At 47.1% G+C, this 20258-nt stretch carries 17 protein-coding genes; 4 read left to right on the top strand and 13 right to left on the bottom strand.

Annotated features, from left to right (window positions below; translation table 11 throughout):
• From BMZ28_RS16685 to BMZ28_RS16665, 5 genes are all read right to left on the bottom strand, one after another.
• The coding region (locus BMZ28_RS16685) for an FAD-binding protein (protein ID WP_139211624.1) at window positions 1–584 on the bottom strand (584 nt) is incomplete at its 3' end.
• A gap of 135 nt (window positions 585–719) precedes the next feature.
• Window positions 720–1991 carry an NAD(P)/FAD-dependent oxidoreductase gene (locus tag BMZ28_RS16680; protein ID WP_047782115.1) on the bottom strand — a complete coding sequence of 424 codons (1272 nt, stop codon included), beginning with the start codon at window positions 1989–1991 and terminating at the stop codon, window positions 720–722.
• Window positions 1988–2245: a (2Fe-2S)-binding protein gene (locus tag BMZ28_RS16675; protein ID WP_071845518.1), complete on the bottom strand. Its 258-nt coding sequence runs from the start codon at window positions 2243–2245 to the stop codon at window positions 1988–1990. The genes BMZ28_RS16680 and BMZ28_RS16675 overlap by 4 nt, the downstream gene beginning before the upstream one ends.
• A 3-nt stretch (window positions 2246–2248) precedes the next feature.
• Window positions 2249–3412: an NAD(P)/FAD-dependent oxidoreductase gene (locus tag BMZ28_RS16670; RefSeq protein WP_074825013.1), complete on the bottom strand. Its 1164-nt coding sequence runs from the start codon at window positions 3410–3412 to the stop codon at window positions 2249–2251.
• Window positions 3409–4356 (bottom strand): 4-hydroxyproline epimerase, encoded by a 948-nt coding sequence (locus BMZ28_RS16665; RefSeq protein WP_074825010.1) that lies wholly within the window; start codon window positions 4354–4356, stop codon window positions 3409–3411. Before BMZ28_RS16665 ends, BMZ28_RS16670 begins: the two co-directional genes overlap by 4 nt.
• A 443-nt stretch (window positions 4357–4799) precedes the next feature.
• Between BMZ28_RS16665 and BMZ28_RS16660 the strand changes: the two genes are divergently transcribed.
• The 4 genes from BMZ28_RS16660 to BMZ28_RS16645 all read left to right on the top strand — a co-directional run bounded on the left by BMZ28_RS16660 (window position 4800) and on the right by BMZ28_RS16645 (window position 9776).
• A complete protein-coding gene (locus BMZ28_RS16660; protein ID WP_082118997.1) occupies window positions 4800–5657 on the top strand; it encodes an AraC family transcriptional regulator in 858 nt (285 codons plus the stop codon).
• A 223-nt stretch (window positions 5658–5880) separates the two neighbouring features.
• The gene (locus BMZ28_RS16655) at window positions 5881–6801 is read left to right on the top strand and encodes a dihydrodipicolinate synthase family protein (RefSeq protein WP_047782112.1); all 921 of its coding nucleotides are present in this window, start codon (window positions 5881–5883) and stop codon (window positions 6799–6801) included.
• Window positions 6802–6910: 109 nt separating this feature from the next.
• On the top strand, window positions 6911–8506 hold the full coding sequence (locus tag BMZ28_RS16650; protein WP_074825007.1) for an aldehyde dehydrogenase (NADP(+)): 1596 nt from the start codon (window positions 6911–6913) through the stop codon (window positions 8504–8506).
• A 250-nt stretch (window positions 8507–8756) separates the two neighbouring features.
• Entirely contained in the window at window positions 8757–9776 is a 1020-nt protein-coding gene (locus BMZ28_RS16645; RefSeq protein WP_248296117.1) for an Ldh family oxidoreductase, read from the top strand.
• Between the two features lie 122 nt (window positions 9777–9898).
• On the opposite strand, the gene uhpC is transcribed toward BMZ28_RS16645, so the two are convergent.
• From uhpC to atoS, 8 genes are all read right to left on the bottom strand, one after another.
• Window positions 9899–11254, bottom strand: coding sequence for an MFS transporter family glucose-6-phosphate receptor UhpC (gene uhpC, locus BMZ28_RS16640; protein WP_047782110.1), 1356 nt, complete (start codon window positions 11252–11254; stop codon window positions 9899–9901).
• A gap of 34 nt (window positions 11255–11288) precedes the next feature.
• Window positions 11289–12086 carry an inositol monophosphatase family protein gene (locus BMZ28_RS16635; protein WP_074825004.1) on the bottom strand — a complete coding sequence of 266 codons (798 nt, stop codon included), beginning with the start codon at window positions 12084–12086 and terminating at the stop codon, window positions 11289–11291.
• A 474-nt stretch (window positions 12087–12560) separates the two neighbouring features.
• Window positions 12561–13745: an acetyl-CoA C-acetyltransferase gene (locus tag BMZ28_RS16630; protein ID WP_047782108.1), complete on the bottom strand. Its 1185-nt coding sequence runs from the start codon at window positions 13743–13745 to the stop codon at window positions 12561–12563.
• A 27-nt stretch (window positions 13746–13772) separates the two neighbouring features.
• Complete coding sequence (locus BMZ28_RS16625) at window positions 13773–15095, bottom strand: TIGR00366 family protein (RefSeq protein ID WP_047782107.1); 1323 nt, start codon at window positions 15093–15095, stop codon at window positions 13773–13775.
• Window positions 15092–15757, bottom strand: coding sequence for a CoA transferase subunit B (locus BMZ28_RS16620; protein ID WP_047782106.1), 666 nt, complete (start codon window positions 15755–15757; stop codon window positions 15092–15094). Before BMZ28_RS16620 ends, BMZ28_RS16625 begins: the two co-directional genes overlap by 4 nt.
• A gap of 2 nt (window positions 15758–15759) precedes the next feature.
• On the bottom strand, window positions 15760–16419 hold the full coding sequence (gene atoD / locus BMZ28_RS16615; RefSeq protein ID WP_074825001.1) for an acetate CoA-transferase subunit alpha: 660 nt from the start codon (window positions 16417–16419) through the stop codon (window positions 15760–15762).
• 307 nt (window positions 16420–16726) lie between these two features.
• Window positions 16727–18103: an acetoacetate metabolism transcriptional regulator AtoC gene (gene atoC, locus BMZ28_RS16610; protein ID WP_074824999.1), complete on the bottom strand. Its 1377-nt coding sequence runs from the start codon at window positions 18101–18103 to the stop codon at window positions 16727–16729.
• Window positions 18100–19950: a two-component system sensor histidine kinase AtoS gene (gene atoS, locus BMZ28_RS16605; RefSeq protein WP_074824996.1), complete on the bottom strand. Its 1851-nt coding sequence runs from the start codon at window positions 19948–19950 to the stop codon at window positions 18100–18102. Before atoS ends, atoC begins: the two co-directional genes overlap by 4 nt.
• Window positions 19951–20258: the final 308 nt, after the last annotated feature.

Genomic DNA, 20258 nt, shown 5'->3' with positions numbered 1-20258 from the left:
CCGCCGGTAGCCATCACTACCGCATTGGCGCGGATTTGAATCAGGGTGCCTTCCATCATGTTCATGGCCACCAGACCACGGGCATGACCTTCATCGGAGAGCAGGTCGAGAACGAAGTGTTCATCGAAGCGCTTGATGTTCGGGTACTTGAGGGAAGTTTGGAACAGGGTGTGGAGCATATGGAAGCCGGTTTTATCGGCGGCAAACCAGGTACGTTCGATTTTCATGCCGCCGAAACGACGGACATCGATGGAGCCATCGTCTTTACGGCTCCATGGGCAGCCCCACTGCTCCATTTGTATCATTTCGCGAGGGCTGTTCTCGACGAAGAATTGCACGACGTCCTGTTCACAAAGCCAGTCCCCACCGGCGACGGTGTCGTGGAAGTGGGACTCGAAGCTGTCTTCAGGCTTGAGGACGGCGGCGGAGCCCCCTTCGGCGGCCACGGTGTGGCTGCGCATGGGGTAGACTTTAGAAATGAGGGCGATGGTACTGTCAGGATGAGCTTCGGCAGCGGCAATGGCTGCACGAAGACCGCCGCCACCTGCCCCGATGATAGCAATATCTGCGTTAAAGGTTTGCACTGCACTCCTCCAAATGTTCCAGTTTTTAGTGAATGGTTAAGGTTTGTTATTATTGTATGGTTAATACGATGATTAACCGCATCGGGTTATTATAGATGAGCTGGAGGGAGGAATATGGCATTTACATCACTGTTTTCACTTTTCTTCATTCGTTAAGCTTTGTACGCGTACCGGAGACAACGGTATTCTTGGCGGCGGAGTTTGCCAGCCAAGCAGGTGATAGGCTGCGGTAGCGCATATTTTCCCCTGACAGGCACCCATGCCGCAGCGGCTATTTAATTTTGCCTGCCGCCAGTTGGTATGTGGTTCAAGCATCGAAAATGGCACATCTTCACAGCGACAAATCAGGGTATCTGGTCGTGCGAGTGTTTTTAATTCATCCCTTAACGGAAATGTTTGGATGATTTTATTAGCAAAGTGCTGCCATTTTTGTCGTTGTTTAATCAGTTCCTCTGCGCGTTGGTATTGCTGTGTTGCGCTATAGCCTGCAATAGCGCCTTCCACTAATGACAGCTCACCACCGCCAATGCCTGAGCATTCCCCGGCAGCGTAAATGTTTTCTACTGAACTTTGTTGCCGTTCATCTACCGCTAAGGCACGACTCTCTAATCGACAACCTAATAATTGTCCCAAATCCGTATTGGGCTCTAAGCCAAATCCACAGGCAAGTCTGTCGCAGGGGATGATTTTTTCCGTTGTTCCTTGCTGTATCCGTACTGCTTCAATTTGCTTGTCTCCCAGCGCTTCTAAAACATAGCTATTCGCGCGATAAGCAGAATTGAATGAGGTAAGAGCCTGATAGAATTTTGTCGGCCAATGCCAAAGAGTGAAAGCAAAAGAGAACAGAGCTCGCCATGATGTCTGTTCAAACAGGCCGGCTATGTTGCCGCCAGCTTGATTGACGCTGGTCGCTACCGCCAACAGCAACGGACCGCTGCCAGCAATAACAATGCGCTGATTCTGTAGCTGAAGCCCTCCTTTAATCATGGCTTGCAGGCCTCCGGCTCCGATTACGCCAGGCAGCGTCCAACCGGGGAAGGGCAAGAGTATTTCACGCGCTCCGCTGCAAATAATCAGGCTCTGGTAATAAATTTCACCACAGCCGGACATATTTTCATAAATCACGCTTTGTGAACCGCCTGGGGCAATAATTTTGCTGCCGCTTAAGATCTCAACGTTTGATAATGCCGCTAAATGTTGGCGATATTTCACCGCCAGCGGCGGTAAAGTAACATTGGCGCCATCACGCCATATTTGTCCGCCGGGTACAGGATTATCATCAATCATTATCACTTTCTGTCCGCTTTCCGCCGCCGCTTTTGCCGCCGACATACCGGCAGGCCCAGCCCCGACGATTAAAATCTGACAATGTTTTTTGCTAACGCTGGAAAATAAGGTCTGATTCATGATGAGGTTCTCTCTATGTTCATTCCTTCGCTGCAAAGGGTTTGGCAGGCGGGACGGCGTTGTCCGTTAACTGTTACTCGACACTCCTGACAAATTCCCATTCCGCAAAAAGGGAGGCGGTTTTGATGGGTTACTGATTGCCGACACTGGGGATGTCCGGTTAAATCCAATGCAACAGCGACCGTTATGCCCTGAGGAACGGAAAAAGAGTCGCCATCAATCGTTATCATCACTCTATTTTGTTGTTGATGCATAGTTTAAACCCCATCGATTGCGGTGGGAGAAGAAAGCGGATTAGGTTCAGAATCAAGGAACCTGCTGGCCAGATAAGGCGTTGCATCAATGGGCGATGCATGTCCCTGCAGTAATGCCGCTAATATATCTGCGCTGCCAGAAGCCGTTGTTACTCCTAGCCCTTCGTGACCCACGGCTAACCATAATCCGCGATAGCGTGGATGTTGCCCCAATAAGGGCAATCCGTCCGGCGATGCGGCGCGAAATCCTGTCCAACAGCGGATAATGTTCATTGTGGCTAAATCGGGTAAATAGCTTTGTGCACGTTGCAGCATGCTGCGTAATATCGGCAGCTCAACATTGCTATCTAAGGTATCAAATTGACGTGATGAGCCGATAAGCAATTGTCCGGTAGGGCGAGGTTGAACATTAAAGGCGACGGAGGTACCGCTGCTGGCATGGGCGCTTGCGGCGTAACCCAGTTCGACTAATTGATGTGTTGTACGAGTGGGATAACGATCGGTGATTGCTAAATGACCTTTTTTGGCAACAAGAGGTAATTCCGGTAATAGATCAATCGCCCGTAGACCGTTAGCCAGTATAATTGCCGGGGCTGTTATCCTGCGCCCATCGGACAGGATCACGTTTTGTTCTTCCAGACCGATGACGTTAGCCTGTTGCAGCGTTACCCGATGGCTGGCCGCATTGATTAACCATTTAGCCACATTCGGCGCATATAAAATACTGTCGCTAGGGACAACTAAACCACCGGCAAGCCCGCTGCGTAGCATCGGTTCCGCCAGAGCAACTTGCGATGGATTCAGCAGTTGGCTCTCTATTTGCCATTCGGATAAACGCTGTTTTTTTTGTCGCGCTATTTCCATTTCATCTGCATTATTGGCCAGCCATAATGTCCCGCAGTCACTCCAGGCACAGCTCTCCGGCATCTGGTTGGCTAACTGACGCCACAGTGAAATTGAGTAATGGCTTAAAGCCAGTTCTGCCGGATTATCATCTAAACAAACCAGATGGCCCATACCTGCGGCGGTTGCCGCGGCGGTGCCATTATCCAAAATTAAAACGCGGTAGCCATCCTGCGCCAAACGGTAGGCACAGGCAGCACCGATGATGCCTGCACCGATAATGACAATATCCGCATTAGCCTGAGAAGCCCGCTTTTGATTCATTCTTGAATACCCCAGGCAAACGGATCTTTACTGTCAATCAACAGCTGACTGTCAGCACAGATATAAGCATGTCCTCTAATAGAGGGGATGATTTTTCCATTTTCAATTTCATAGGAAGCCTGAAATTCGCTGCCAATAACGCTCGCCTGCCGCCAAATTTCCCCAGGGTGAAGCAAACCGTCCGCCGCCAGACAGGCCAGTTTGGCACTGGTGCCGGTGCCACAAGGGGAACGGTCGTAAGCTTTACCGGGGCATAAAACAAAGTTGCGGCTATCGGCTTTATTATCCGGGCTGAAAAGTTCAATATGATCGATGAGACCACCGTCATCACCACAAATATTTGCTTTTTCAAGAGCCTGGCGGACTGCCCAGCTAAAATGTGTTAAGGCTTCGACGTTTTGCAGGTCAATCGTGAGGTGGTGCTCACCGATAAGGAAGAACCAGTTTCCTCCCCAGGCAATATCCCCGCAAACTGTACCGTATTCAGGGACATCGACCATAACCTGCTGGCGATAACGGTAAGCGGGTACATTGCGGACGGTGACGCTGCCATCTTGGTGCAACTGGGCTTCAACAGTACCAACGGGCGTATCAATTCGATGAATACCCACACCGATTCGGCCTAAATAAGCCAAAGAGGCAACCACGCCGATAGTGCCATGACCGCACATGCCTAAATACCCTGCGTTATTAAAGAAAATAACGCCAGCGCAGGAGTCTGGAGAAGTGGGGGGGCAAAGTAGAGCACCCACTAAAACATCATTTCCTCTCGGTTCCAGAATGGTTGCACAGCGCCAGTGGTCAAATTCTGCTTCAAAACGGGCGCGTTGTTCGGCAATACCGTTATGGCCGAGAGAAGGAAAGCCATCAATGACTAATCGTGTAGGTTCTCCTGCTGTATGAGAATCAATAACGCGGATTGCCGTAAATGAAGAAGATGTCATTATCGCGCCCTATATTAAGTTAATTAAATGTTATGGCATTGATAAAAGAGTGACGTATTCTCAGTCTCGGCGCTTGATACATTTCAATTCTTAGAATGTAGAAATCAGCATAGTTGAGCGTTTTTCGGTAACGGAATGAAAAATAAAATCATGTAAAATTATTCATAGTGTTAATAGGTTAATGTATTGGTTTCTTAATTCGTTATATCTCTTGCTGAATGTTCAAAATGGCAAACAGTCTAAAGATCTACGGTTGTTGGCATAAAACTTGGGCTGGTTAGCAGAATTAACAAATGATATTGAATAACGCTTGACGATTATTAATAAAGTTAATATTAAACCTAGTAAATAAATTGATGTTCTTTGTTTTTTAATCGAAAGCATATGTCAGTCATTGATGCGATCTTCAATTTAACGCTGTGGCTAAATAGTCAGGTGATGCGATGAGAATAGTAAAAAATAAGGATGTTAACTTTGATGAACCTTTTCCATTGTCTGCACAGTCTGATTCAGTTTTACCATTATCGATAGAACAGCTCGCAACCCTATGCGAAGGGTTTGTTATTCAGCGTCCACAAAATATTCATGGCATTCTTAATTCAATAGCGCTGATTTTGCCGTTGCTTAACGCTATTTCTAATGTGGTTTTTTTTATTAAAGATCGTGAGGCGCGTTATTTGATTGCCAACCTGACGTTGGCGAAACGCTGTGGTTTTAAAACGATTAATCCTTTATTGGGCAAGACATCTGAAGCGATTTTCCCGTCCAAGTTAGGTTCTGGATATACTCAACAGGATAGATTAGTCCTGCAACAAGGGATTAAGATTCAAGATCAGCTTGAAATGCACCTTTATAACGGGCGTGAAACGGGCTGGTGCTTAACCCAAAAACTGCCTTTATATGATATTAATGGCACAATTATCGGTATGGCAGGCATTTCATATGATTTGCAGGAAGCCAAAGCAAATCACCCTGCTTACCGACAGCTTGTTGCCGTTGACAGCTATATTCGTGAACACTACAGCCGTACCATTAGCCTGAATGAACTAACGAGCTTAACCGGGTTTTCCGTTGCTCAGCTTGAACGCTATTGCAAGCGCATATTTCGTCTGACTCCACGACAAATGATCCATAAAGTTCGTTTAGAAAATGCCACTAAACTTTTAGCAACCACTATGCCAATTACCGATATTGCCCTTCACTGTGGCTATACCGATCATAGCGCATTTAGCCGTCAGTTTAAGGCATTGACCGGCTCAACACCCCGCCATTTCCGAGCAACTCTCAATGTTGAGTGCTAAAGCTATCATTCCTTCTTGATTCTTCTGTTTCTGATAAAAGTATGCTGATTTCGTCATTGCTTAGGGGGAAAAACCTCAAGCCTCACAGACTATTAATCGTCACTATGTCATTAACTTTTCACCGTTGGTTTACTTTTTATTAACATTTCACTTAAAGCAACTATGTTGACGTGGCTAAGGCCAACTTCAGCACCGTTAATAACTAATGAATAGGACTGATAATATGAGTTATAAGGCGATTAACTGGAGCGGTGTTTTTCCAGCAGTGAGTACCCAGATTAAAAAGGATTTCTCTGTTGATCTTGAAGCCACCCATAAGGTGATGGAAAACTTGATTAATGATGGTGTCTCTGGACTAGTTGTTAACGGCACCGTGGGGGAAAATACCTCTTTAACATTGGAAGAGAGAAAGTCGATAGTTGAAGTCGCGGTTGATGCCGCGAAAGGTAAAGTGCCTGTATTATCAGGCGTTGCAGAGCTGACGACGGCAAAAGCAAAAGAGATGACGCATGCTGCCCGTCAGGCAGGCGCTGATGGCGTCATGATTATGCCTCCTTTAGTCTATTCACCAACTGTTCGGGAAACGGTGGCTTACTTCCGCGATATCGCGGCCTCAACCGACCTTCCTATCATGTTGTATAACAACCCGCTTGTTTATAAGAATGATGTTACGCCGGAAGTTCTGACCACTATGGTGGATTGTGAAAATATCGTTGCCTTTAAAGACTCATCGGGTAATACGCGTCCGTTTATCGATATTCCAAATGAGGTCGGCGATCGTTTTATTTTGTTTGCCGGATTGGACGATGTGGTTGTGGAGTGCGTTGCGGTAGGAGCGGCGGGTTGGATTTCAGGTATGTCCAATGCCTTCCCGCGCGAAGGGGAAACGCTGTTTCGTCTTGCTAAGCAGGGTCGATTTGCAGAAGCAATGGAGCTTTATCATTGGTTTATGCCGTTGCTTCATCTGGATTTCCGTCCCGATCTGGTGCAATGCATTAAGTTATGTGAAGAGATGGTTGGCAGAGGAAGCTCAATTACCCGCCCACCGCGTTTACCATTAGAAGGCAAAGTATTGGCTGAAGTTAAAGCGGTCGTTGAAAAAGCGCTGGCTAACCGTCCTCAACTGCCGGATGTCGGTCTCTGATTGCTTAATTTTCCTGTGCTCGGCATCTTTGCCGAGCATATTGATGGAATCAATGGCGATTGAGTTGCTTACTCTATGACATCCCTCGATTAAATAATGGAAAGACATCATGGCCTATCAATCAGAAATCACTCACAGCGGAAAACAATTTATTGGTGGGGAAAGGGTCGCGGAAGGTGAGCGCACCTTAGTCAGCCTTCGTGCAGTTGACGGACAACCTACGGGATATCGTTTTTATCAGGCAACAATTAATGATGCTGAACTGGCGGTAAAGGCAGCGGAAGCCGCTCATCTGGCTTATAGCCAAATAAGCAGTGATAAAAGAGCCGCTTTCTTAGAGCAAATTGCTACTGAAATTGATGCGCTCGGAGATGAGTTTATTCACTTGGTTATGGAAGAAACGGCACTACCTGAAGCGAGAGTGTTAGGGGAACGCGCTCGCACCAGCGGACAAATGCGTTTATTTGCTCAGTTATTACGCCGGGGCGATTATCATGCAGCACGCATTGATACCGCTCTTCCCGACAGGAAGCCCCTTCCTCGTCCCGATTTGCGCCAATGTAAAATTGCCGTCGGTCCGGTAGCGGTTTTTGGCGCGAGTAACTTTCCGCTGGCTTTTTCCACTGCCGGCGGAGATACGGCCTCAGCGTTAGCGGCGGGTTGTCCGGTGGTCGTTAAAGCTCATGGTAGCCATATGGGCACTGCGGAATTTATTGCTCAGGCGATAGAGAAGGCGGCAAAAAAACAACATATGCCAGTCGGCGTTTTTAATATGATCTATGGCAGCAAGATCGGCGCCGATCTTGTTCAACATCCCGCTATTCAGGCGGTCGGATTTACCGGTTCACTCCAAGGTGGACGAGCACTGTTTGATTTAGCAACGCGTCGTCCTCAACCTATTCCTGTTTTTGCAGAAATGTCGAGTATCAATCCGGTGATAGTTATGCCGCAGGCACTTGTGGTACGCGGTGACAAAATAGCTCAGGAATTAGTCAGTTCATTTACATCAAGCGTTGGTCAATTATGTACTAAACCTGGGGTGATTATTGGTATTCGCTCTACCGCTTTTTCACAGTTCATTGCTCAATTAGTGCATCATGTTGAGCAGTGCTCAGCTCAGACTATGCTGAATTATGGCACGCTGAAAAGTTATCAAGAGGGTATTACAGCGTTAGAAAGTCACCCTGAAATTAAGCGTATTGGCGGACAGATGAAGAGTCAGACGCAGGCCGATGCCCAACTTTTTCAGGCAGATATTTCCCTATTGATTAATCAGGATCCGTTATTTCAGGAAGAAGTGTTTGGCCCGGTATCTCTGGTTGTTGAAGCCAGAGATGAAAGTGAGCTATATCGCGCATTACAGGGCTTGCAGGGACAGCTTACGGTAACGTTAATCGGTGAGAAAACGGAAATTGCTCAAGCAGATGCCTTAAGCCAATTGGTCATGCGTAAGGCCGGTCGTTTGTTAATTAATGGCTATCCTACCGGTGTAGAAGTATGTGATTCCATGGTTCACGGCGGTCCTTATCCGGCTACGACCGATGCCAGAGGTACCTCGGTTGGAACGCTGGCGATAGAACGTTTTTTAAGACCGGTTTGTTTACAGAATTATCCCCAAGAACTATTACCTGAAACACTAAAAGACAGTAACCCAATGAAATTACTGCGTTTAGTTAATGGCGTTTATACCCGCGATCCTTTATAAACAATCTCCTCGCCTGGTTAGTTGTTGAGCGATAACTGTTCAACAACTAACAAGCCAAATAGGCATCAATGATTTCGGTTTATTGGCGTAAGCCCTATCCGAAATCGTCAATATTCTTAGCGCAGCAGTTGGTCGCTTGTGCTTTCAGTATCTATCGTTTTTCCCTTCTGTCTGCCTGAAGACGATTTAAGAGGAATAACCCATTAATCATATATATCTATATGAGTGATATGAGTAAAAGGAGAAAAAAGTGGAAGAGAAATTGCATTTAACCATTGATGAAGTTCATCAATTAGCCAAAGAAGCGCTGCTAGCGAATGGTTTTAGTGAGCAACATGCCCAAGCTATCGCAGAAAATGTGACGTCAGGTGAACGAGACGGTTGCGCATCTCACGGTCTCTATCGCGTACTGGTCTGCGTAAACTCGCTAAGGTCGGGTAAGGTGTCAGCGGATGCTTTACCGATTATTACGACCCCAGCACCAGCGATTGTTAAAGCCGATGCGCAAGGCGGGTATTCACTGCTATCTCATCGTCTGGCATTGCCTGTATTGATTGAACAGACGCGTAAAACAGGGATAGGGGCGCTGGCTATTAATCATTGCCTCCATTTTTCAGCGCTATGGATGGATATTGAGCCATTAACTGAAGCGGGAATGGTCGCGTTTGCTTTTACGCCGAGTCACGCCTGGGTGGCGCCTGCGGGAGGAAATCGTCCGGTGTTCGGGACGAATCCTATTGCTTTTGGCTGGCCAAGGAAGGATCGCTCACCTTTTATTTTTGACCTGGCGACCAGTATGGTTGCCAGAGGTGAAATTGAGTTATATCGCCGGGCGGGTAAACCTATTCCTGAAGGCTGGGGAATTGACGCCGAAGGAAAATCAACAACGGATGCTCAAGCGGTGTTGGATGGTGCGATGTTAACTTTTGGTGGTCATAAAGGATCGGCACTATCAGCGATGGTTGAGCTTATTGCGGGGCCGCTTATCGGTGATATGACCAGTGCTGACTCTATTGAGTTTGATAAAGGAACCGGTTCATCTCCACGTGGTGGGGAGCTGATTATCGCCATTGATCCGGATCGTTTTTTGGGGGATGACAGAGAGCAACATTTTTCTCGTGCAGAGAAGATGTTTACCGCGATTGAAAGTCAGGGAGCTAGACTGCCTTCACAGCGTCGCTATCAGGCTCGGATGAGGGCTTTGGAAGAAGGATTAGACATTTCCAAGAAACTTTATGATGAAATTAAAGCGCTGAGTTATTCCGGATAGTCATGTTAGTCACTTGGCATGGCACATATAGGATAAGGTTTTACAAATAAAAACAAGGTAGGAAGTCCTACCTTGTTTTTGTTTTATTATTCGTTAATGAAATCATAAAACGTGATGCTGTTTTAGATTCCCTGTTTTTCCTCAATAAACTGTTGTTTTTGAAAGGTCGGTATTTTCTTTTTAGATATCAGCGGCAGTAATAATAGCGCTGACAAGACTGTGGTTATGGATAAGACGGTAAAGAAACCATTCCAATGCCAAATTTCTAATACTTTTGCCAGCGGCCATCCGGACAGACCTGCACCCAGATAACCAAAAATGCCGACAAAACCGGTTGCTGCTCCGGCTGAGTCTTTGTGGGCTGACTCGGCCGCGGCCATACCGATTAACATTTGCGGGCCAAAAATAAAGAATCCGATGGCAAAGAAGCAGGCAGCATTAAGAAAATAGCTGTCAATGCGCAATAACCACAAGAATAGAACGCTAAAGAAGATACCTGCCATAAATATGATATTCATCGGTACCCGGTTACCGGAGAATAGCTTATCCGACCCCCAGCCAGCGACGATTGTTCCTATAAAACCACCAATCTCTAACATGGTTAAGGCGGAATTCGCTTTGACTAAAGAGTAATTATGGTTTTTGACTAAATAGAGATTTCCCCAATCGTTAATCCCGATCCGCACGATATAGACAAATACGTAGGAGATAGCCAATAACCAAATATATTTATTAGTAAAAATATAACGCTTTAGAATTTCCATTATGGGCAGTTTTGCACTTTTTTGTTCTTGTTCTATTTCTAATTGGTCGTCACGCCAGTATCCGACGGTCGGTAATCCCATACTTACCGGCCGGTCCCGCAGACGAAAACAGAGAAAGCATCCAACGACGATAGCAATGATTCCCGGGACTATCATGCCGTAACGCCAACCGTATTGAACCGCCAGATATCCAGCTAGCAATGGGATAATGGCTCCCCCTACATTATGTGAGGTATTACACACCGCCCACCAAAACCCTCTTTCATTCCGTGAATACCAGGACGTTAAGAGTTTGGAACAGGGAGCCCAGCCCCAACCCTGAAAAAAGGCATTACAGATCCAAAAGACCATAAGTACCCATAACGAGGAGCTTAAACCAAAGAGAATATTAATGATGCCGGTTAAAATTAAGCCTATGCCCATAAAGTAACGGGGGTTTGCTGCATCGCTTAAAATGCCGGAAATAAAACGTGAAGCGCCATACATAAAGTAGAACAGCGTGCCCATTAATCCGACATCAGCGACAGTGATATTCAGATTGACTAACATCTCTGGCATCACATAGTTAAAGCTTTTACGGGTAAAATAATAGACAGCATAGCCAGCATACATGCCAAGCATAATGTGGATCCGCCAATAGCGATAGGTATGGTTAATGTGTTCTTTATCATCCTTAACAGGCTTTTCCAGCGCTGATTTCATCCATTTAAGCATAGTGACCACCTTATTAATTAATCTGTTGTAGTAATTAGTGTTTTTTCAGTGTCTCTATAACTAAAGCGTGTAAATGAGGGTCGCCGGCAGCAACGACCGTTGACTTGGAATACATCGTCAGTGGTTCACCATCCCAGTCGCTTATTTTTCCTCCGGCACCTTCAATAATTGGCACCATTGCGCAGTAATCCACTTCACGCATGCCGCCGCTATCAATGCTGAGATCGATACGTCCAGATGCTAAGCAGCCGTAGGCATAGCAGGCAGCCCCGTATATTCGCCACTTGCTTGCGCCAATCAGATAATTGAAACCGGCACGATGTTCGGGCAGAACAAACTCGGTGTTGCTGGTGGACATGAGGGCATCAGTGAGGTTTTGGCAGGAACGGGTTTGAATCGGATGACCGTTTAGCGTAGTGGGTAAGTTTTGTGCACCGACCCAACGTTCATCAAGAGAAGGAATATCGATAATTCCGAGGATCGGTTTACCGTTCTGGCATAGTGAAATCAGCGTGCCATATACCGGTACGCCCGCGATAAATTGTTTGGTACCGTCGATAGGATCAATAACCCAAACAAACTCTTCTGATTGAGCCTGAGCTCCAAACTCTTCTCCTAAAATTCCGTGATCGGGAAAAGCATCAGTAATACGTTCTCTTATCAGTTTCTCTACTTGTTGGTCGATTTCTGTCACTGGACTTTGGTCGTCTTTAGTCACAAAGTTTCGCCCTGAATAGAGATAGCGTTGTCGTTCTTGTTTTAACAGTTGGCGAGTCTGGTCGGCGATGCTCTCTGCGATTGCTAAGAAATGTTTTAATTTATTGTTATCCATGCATTTTACTCCCAATGGGTAAGCCGCGATGTGCGATAGTGTGATAGCTATCCGTCACCAAACCGGTGTTGTATCGTCTCTGTACGCAGCGGTTTACATAGGTTTGTGATGTTTCTTGTGTTGTTTGTGTTTATTATTTGTTTAATATTTGTTAATCGAGAGTGGCAGGATGGTCTGAAATGGAAGGATATTCTTGAGGGATTTTGCTAGCTATTATGATGAAATCGGCATAGTTCAAATAAAAAATTAGGGGCTATGTGTGTCTGCGGCGTGGTTTTGCGTATGAAAGTGGCGAGAAACTGAGCTTGAACCGTCAATATTTGGTCGCCAGCCTCAATGTTATTTTCAGCATTTATTATTCAAGAAATGTGACTGATTACTCAAAATAGTACGAGGTAGTCGTTACCGGTATGGATTTAATCGCTTCGGTGGTAAAGATGGCCCAACGAGATTGTCGGGCCATGGCGATGATGATTAACTCATTCGCTCAATAATCATTGCTGTACCCTGACCACCGCCAATACACAACGTTGCCAGACCCAGCGTTTTATCTCTGGCTTGTAGGGCGTGTAATAACGTGACCAGAATGCGTGCACCGCTGGCTCCGATTGGGTGTCCGAGAGCAATGGCACCCCCGTTGACGTTGACTTTTGCCGGATCGAATCCTAACGTTTTGCCAACGGCAAGGAACTGAGCCGCAAAGGCTTCGTTGGCTTCAATTAGATCGATATCGGACAGTGCCAAGCCAGTTTTCTTCAGGGCATTCAGGGTTGCCGGAACCGGACCCATTCCCATAATCGAAGGATTAACACCGCCATTAGCATAGCCACGGATACGCGCCAGTGGCTGTAACCCTAATGCTTTAGCGCGGCTTTCGGACATCACGACCAGCGCTGCTGCACCATCGTTAATACCAGAAGCGTTACCGGCAGTCACCGTACCTTCTTTCGTGAACGCCGGGCGCAGTTTAGCTAAGCCTTCTGCGGTGGTGTCAGCTTTCGGGAATTCATCGGTATCAACAATGATTTCGCCTTTTCTGCTTTTTACTGTGACTGGTACAATTTCTTTGGCAAATGCACCGCTGTTAATGGCGGCCACCGCTTTTTGTTGTGATGCCAGTGCCAGAGCGTCTTGTGCTTCGCGGCTAATATCATACTCTTTAGCAACGTTTTCAGCGGTAATACCCATATGGTAATGATTAGTCGCGCACATTAAGCCGTCTTGTAGAATCACGTCCATCAGCTTACCGTCGCCCAGACGGTAGCCCCAGCGTGCTTTGCTATCCAGCAGATAAGGCGCTTGGCTCATATTCTCCATACCGCCAGCTACGATAGCTTGAGCATCGCCAGCCAGAATAGCCTGAGCGGCCAGAGCGACACTTTTCAAACCGGAGCCGCACACTTTGTTCACGGTATAAGCGCAAACGCTATCAGGAATACCGCTGTTCAGCAGCGCCTGACGAGCGGGGTTTTGGCCAAGACCGGCCTGAAGTACGTTACCAAAGATCACTTCGTCTACGGCATCTCCGTTGATGCCGGCACGTGCCATGGCTTCACGAATAACGGTGGCACCTAAATCTACGGCAGAAACAGAGGCCAGAGCGCCGTTAAAGCTACCAATGGCGGTGCGGGCTGCGCTGACAATAACAATATTGCTCATAACTCAATTCCTTATTCCAAATTAGCGTCAAAATACCGTGAGGCCGATAACAAATATCAGACCGGAGAACAGCAGGGCGGTTACGCAGTAACCCATAATGTCCCGAACACCCAGTCCGGCAATCGCCAGTGCAGGCAGCGCCCAGAATGGCTGTGCCATATTCATCCACTGTTCACCATAGGCAATGGCCATGGCTGATTTACCTAAGTCAGCGCCCAGCGCTTGTGCAGCAGGCATAACGAATGGACCTTGAATAACCCAGTGACCACCGCCTGATGGCACGGCAAAGTTAATCAATGCGGAGCTAAAGAAGGTCATAATGGGGAAGGTGTCTTTATTGGCAACGCTGATAAACCATTCGGTAATTAATCCACCCAGACCGGAGTGTTCCATCATCAGTTGGATACCGGCATAGAACGGAAACTGAACCAAAATACCGGCGGTGCTCCGAGTTGCGGCGGAGATCGCACGCATATAAGCCATCGGTGTTTTATGCAGCAGCAGGCCGGCAATCATAAACATCATGTTGACGGTGTTAATGGTGATATTGAAGCCTTTTTCCCAGAAGTACATACCCAGATAGGCAATACCTAATGCCCCGATAATAAAGGCAATAATCCGGCTTTCTTCCATTTTCTCTGCAACAGGTGCATCAGCAGGTAATTTTTTCTGGAAGTCAGCTTCTTCCTGCAATAGCGCAGGATCGATGGTGATGATATCACCCGGTTTTGGCATCATCATGCGGGTAACAAATGGCATCACGATAATCAGCGTTAAGGTGATAAAGATGTTGTAACCGGTGAAGATAGTTTGGGAAACAGGAATCAGACCGGCGATATGCTCAACCGGATTGCCCGGGGTTGCTGCCAGTAACGGCATAGAGCCGGAGAGACCACCACCCCAGGTTAGAAAGCCGATGTAAGCACAGGCAATCAACAGCGGGTAGTCAGAGCCCTTGACCCGACGTGCCACTTCACGGGCGAACATGGCGCCAACGACCAGACCAAATCCCCAGTTAATAACGCAGGCCACCGAACCAAAGAAGGTAACCAGCATAACGCCCTGAGCCGGCGTTTTGGCGGCAGAAGCGGTTAACTTAAGGATTTTCTTCACCGGCGCAGAGCTGGCTAGCGCATGTCCGGTGACGATAATTAATGCCATTTGCATACCGAAACCAAGCAGGTTCCAGAAGCCGTTACCCCACATTTGAACCATATCAATAGGGGTATGTGGGGTCAGAGCCAGGGCGATCACAAATGTGAACATGGTCAACAACATGGCGAAAATGAGTGGATCGGGCAGGTAACGGCTGACAAATCCGGTTAAAAACTTCGATATGCGGCCGATCATGCGACACCTTCCTCAACCACGATAGGCATTGGTTTGAAATCTGGCGCCACAATAAAGTCGGCCTCAGTTTTCTCACGGATGGTTTCCAGCGTTACGCCCGGTGCATGTTCTTTTAACACCAGAGAGCCATTTTCAAAGTTGAAAACGCCCAGTTCAGTGACAATCATGCTGACTTTGTTTTTGGCGGTTAATGGCAGGGTGCACTGCTTGAGAATTTTGGAGGAACCGTCTTTAGCGCAGTGTTCCATCGCGATAATCACTCGACGAGCGCCGGTGACCAGATCCATCGCACCTCCCATACCCGGTACCATTTTTCCCGGTACCATCCAGTTAGCCAGATTGGCACCCTGATCGACCTGTAAGCCGCCGAGGACGCTGGCATCAACGTGACCACCGCGAATCAAAGCAAATGAGAAAGCGCTGTCAAACATGGCTGCACCCGGCAACATGCCACAAGGTTGACCACCGGCGTTAACCAGATTCGGATGGGCTTCGGTTACTGGACCGAGACCCAGAAAGCCGTTCTCAGACTGTAGGGTAATGTGGATATCGGTTGGTAAGTAGTTAACCACTTGAGTGGGTAGGCCAATGCCCAGATTGACGATATCTCCGTCGTGTAGTTCAAGGGCAACGCGGCGTGCGATAAGTTCTTTAGCATTCATGATTAGCACTCCTTCGGGCAAACAATGTGATCGATCAGGGCACCGGGGGTCATCACCTGATCCGGAGAGATATCACCAACGGCAACCAGACTGTCCGGTTCCGCAATAACCACATCAGCAGCCAGCGCGATTAACGGGTTGAAGTTACGGGCGGTCATTTGATAAACCAGATTGCCTTGATGGTCGGCAATATGTGCCTGAATCAGCGCCAAATCGGCGCGCAGAGGGAGTTCCAGCAGGTATTCGGTATCCGCAATGGTGATTTTTTGTTTACCTTCTTCAACCACGGTACCGACGCCGGTGGGGGTTAAGAAGCCACCTAAACCAGCACCGCCGCAGCGAATTTGTTCAATCAGCGTGCCTTGAGGAACCAGTTCGACTTCCATTTCACCAGCGATCATGCGACGACCGGTTTCCGGGTTAGTACCAATGTGTGAAGCGATGACTTTCTTCACCCGACCGTTGACCACTAACGGACCAATACCGGTATCAACAAAAGCGGTATCGTTAGCAATGATGGTTAAATCTTTAACACCTGAATTGAGTAGTGCCTCCACCAGACGTGGCGGTGTGCCCACACCCATAAAACCGCCAACCATGATGGTCATGCCATCACGAAAATATTCAGCAGCTTGCTGTATATCAATATGTTTATTTTTCATCGTTATTCCTTATGTTTTGATATCCGAATTCGGACTCAATTAAGGAATTGCAATGGTTGTGCCAGTTATGTTTTTTATGGTTTTTTTTCGATGTTATTCTATTAATTTATTGATAAGTAAAAGATTAAATGAATGGTTTTAATGAATTGAAACGATCAAGCAAGCATAATAGGCTGGAACAAGAGTGCAAATTTTTGCACAGGTGTGCATATTTTGTCTGATCGCTAAATAATGCAAAGACCCCTGATAAATCAGGGGCATGAGATATTGTTATGGAGTGAGCGGTAGCGGTAAGGCTATCGAATGGTTATTCGATATGATATTCCTGTAGTTTATACATCAGCGCCCGACGGCTGATACCCAGTACTCGTGCGGTTTGCACGCGGTTTCCCTGATTGTTGCCCAGTGCTGTGCAAATTAATTCACGTTCGTAAGCTTTTAAATTCTCTTTCAGCGTATGTCCGGTTAGCGTATTGGTTGATTCACTGAGATGGGGAACGTTTAACTGTTGTTGTAGGTGCTCTGGCAGTTCATCCGGGAAGATAATAAATCCGGTGCTCATGATGACCGCTCGCTCAATAGCATTAGACAATTCCCTGACGTTGCCCGGCCATGGATAGGCTTCCAAAATAGTCAGCGTACTGGGATCGAGCTCGACAATTTCTTTGCCATTTTCTGCACTGAATTTTTGGACAAAGTGCTGAGCCAAGAGTGAGATATCTTCCGGGCGTTCACGAAGTGGAATAGGGGAAAGATGCATGACGTTTAGGCGATAAAACAGATCTCGACGGAATTCCCCTTGTTCTACCATGGCTGACAGATTACGGTTAGTTGCCGCAATCAGGCGGATATCAGTTTTAATGGTTTGGCTGCCGCCCAAGCGTTCAAACTCTCTCTCTTGTAGTACCCGCAGGAGTTTAACCTGTAGGTTATGGGGCATTTCCCCAACTTCATCTAACAGCAAGGTTCCCTGATTAGCCCGTTCAAATAGTCCCTGACGCTGAGTTTGTGCTCCGGTAAAGGCACCTTTCTCATGACCAAACAGCTCGCTTTCTAGTAAGGATTCCGGTAGTGCGCCACAGTTAATTTTTATAAATGGGCCTTTGGCTCGTGGACTATTGTAGTGAATTGCTTTGGCGATTAGTTCCTTGCCGGTACCGCTTTCGCCGGTAATCAAGACGCTGGCGTTACTCTGGGCGATTTTGGCGGTATCTCGGCACAGCTCCATCATTTTTGGACTGTTGGTTAAAATCCGATCCCACTGATAGCTATCGGATAGGGCGCGATGAAGCAGGTTGATCTCCTGTTTCATTTCCCGTAGCTGCATAGCCCGTCCGATCATGATTTTTAGCTCATCCAGATCGAAGGGTTTGATAACGTAATCGAACGCCCCTAGTCGAAGTGCCTCAACGGCGGTTTCCACCGCGGCGTAGGCAGTCATTAAAATAATCGGCGTATCTTGATTGAGCTGACGCATCACTTGCAGGGCTTCCATGCCGTTGAGCTTAGGCATGCGAATATCCATTAACACGACGTCGGGCGTTTGCTGTTGAAATAATTCTAACGCCTGCTGCCCATCTTCAGCACAGATAACCTGATGGTTATCGTGAGTAAAAACGGTGGCTAACATACGGCGAACGTTTTCTTCATCGTCCACGATCAGAATACGATAAGATTTTTTCATAACGGATTTCCTTCGCCATGTTTAACCGGTAGAACAAGAGTAAATGTGGTTCCCTGATTTAGTTGACTGTTCAGGGTAATATCGCCGTCGTGAGCGGTAATAATTCGGTGGCTGATGGATAACCCCAGCCCGGTACCGGACGGTTTGGTGGTATAGAATGGATCAAAAATTTTGGATTTGATGTCATCGCCAATGCCGCAACCAGTATCTTGAATGGTTATTTCTTGCCAATACTGGTCTCGAGAGCGGGTGGTAATCATTATCTTACCTCTGGTAGCGATAGACTGTACGGCGTTAATCAATAGGTTAAGCAGTACCTGTTTTAACAGCTCGCCATCGGCTTCAATATCCGGCAGATGTTGTTCCAGCTCCAGAATAAAATCGATGCGTACCTCAATACCTTTAGTTTTCACCAGAATTAACGTTTGGTTAATCAATTGATTTAAATTTACTTGCTGGTAAAGGCTTGGGCGTGGCCGGGCAAAGTCCAGCAGTTGCTGAATAACCCGATTAATGGAATTAACCTCTTTAAGAATAATCTGGGTATATTCTCGACGTTGTGGGTCTTGCTCGCTATCCCTGAGTATTTGCACGAACCCGCTGATTGCGGTGAGTGGATTTCTGACTTCATGGGCTACTCCAGCCATTAATTCACCCAGTGTGGCTAATCTTTCCGCCTGTTCAATGCGGCGTTGAACCTCTTTTTTGGCCGTTAAATCGGTGAAAATAACCAGTGCGCCAATCGTTTCTCCCTGCGCATTGTGTAATTGGCTGGTGCTAACGCTAATCTGAATTTTGCGATCTTTAGCCGGGTATTCCACCTCGAGTGCGACATGATCGATACCATGAATTAAGGTATCTAAAACCGGACTATGGAAGTCGGTCTTGTCAAATATCTCGGCGTAAGGTCTACCGATAAGCGCTTTTTTACGGTAGCCGGTAATGCCTTCTGCCGCCGGATTAATCATGGTGACGCAGCCGTGAATATCCACGGAAATGACGCCGTCGGCGGCGCTTTCTATCACTAATTCATTGAGGGTTTTGGCTTCACGTAAGGCCCTGGACAAGGCGTTAACGCTGTCGGATATCTCCCCCATTTCTCCCTTCATGGGGGGAATGGTCGCTTTCAGATCCAATGAGAGCTCGGTTAGTCCAGTTTTAATGGTATCAATGTCGGTAGTAAAGCGGCGGGAGAAGACGGCGATCATCCAGATACTCAACAGCAGGCCAATAACGAGGACGAACATAATTTTGATATCCATGGCCAGCGCCTGACGATCGATATCGTTAGAGAGTTCGTTGGCCCAGATATAACCGATAACCTGATTATCCCGTTTAATCGGGATCATGGAGTTCATGATATTGCCACGTACCTGAGAACCCCATTTAACCAGCGGTTCACCGCTGGCCATCACTTCACGTCCCGGATGATCGGCTTTAATGGTTACGCCGACGGCATTACCATGCAGAGCCTGTGGGCCATAGGTTATGATGGCATCCAGTTCCTTGCTGTAATAGCCAGCACCTACGCCGGAAAAAGCGCCTGTTATCTTATCGGTTTCCGGTGCCAATTTTTGATTCAGGGCTTTTATTCTCTGTTCCCGAGGAAGGTCGGCGTAGAGGCTGAATGAATCTGCCAGTGATTGGTCTAGTAATTTTGTGACGGCGGAGAGTTTGATTCTTTTTTCTTGTAATAGGGCATCTCGCCCTTCGGTTTCAACCAGATAGCCAATGATTAGCGTTGGCAAAGACACCATCAGAATAGCCAGTACCATCATTTTTCCACGCAGGGTATGCGGTCGGCATGTCTGAATAGATCGTTTAAAGGCGGAGTAAAGAGAAGACATTGCAACCAAATCCCTGGTGATAATAATAGGGTGCCAAGCGTTTGAGTGTAGCCATAGCGTTGTTTGAACTATAGAGCGTTAGAGGCCAGGCACAAGAGGCACAGTACTGAAATGTGAAGCGCATCGAAAGCACGGAATAATAATCGACGATAGTTTAAGTTTGATCAGCGCTGGTTTTCATCGTTTGCGGTAATGCTGTTCAATAGCATAATAAAAATATTAATCGCTTCCTATACCAATCAGGTGTCAGGCTGCACCTAACTCTGGCTGATAACGTTCATAACATGTCATTAAAGCGTCAGACTTTG

The organism is Pragia fontium DSM 5563 = ATCC 49100 (genome assembly GCF_900112475.1).
Classification (GTDB): domain Bacteria; phylum Pseudomonadota; class Gammaproteobacteria; order Enterobacterales; family Enterobacteriaceae; genus Pragia; species Pragia fontium.
Note: the sequence above shows the minus strand (reverse complement) of the source record. Positions and strands in the feature narration are given on the sequence as shown.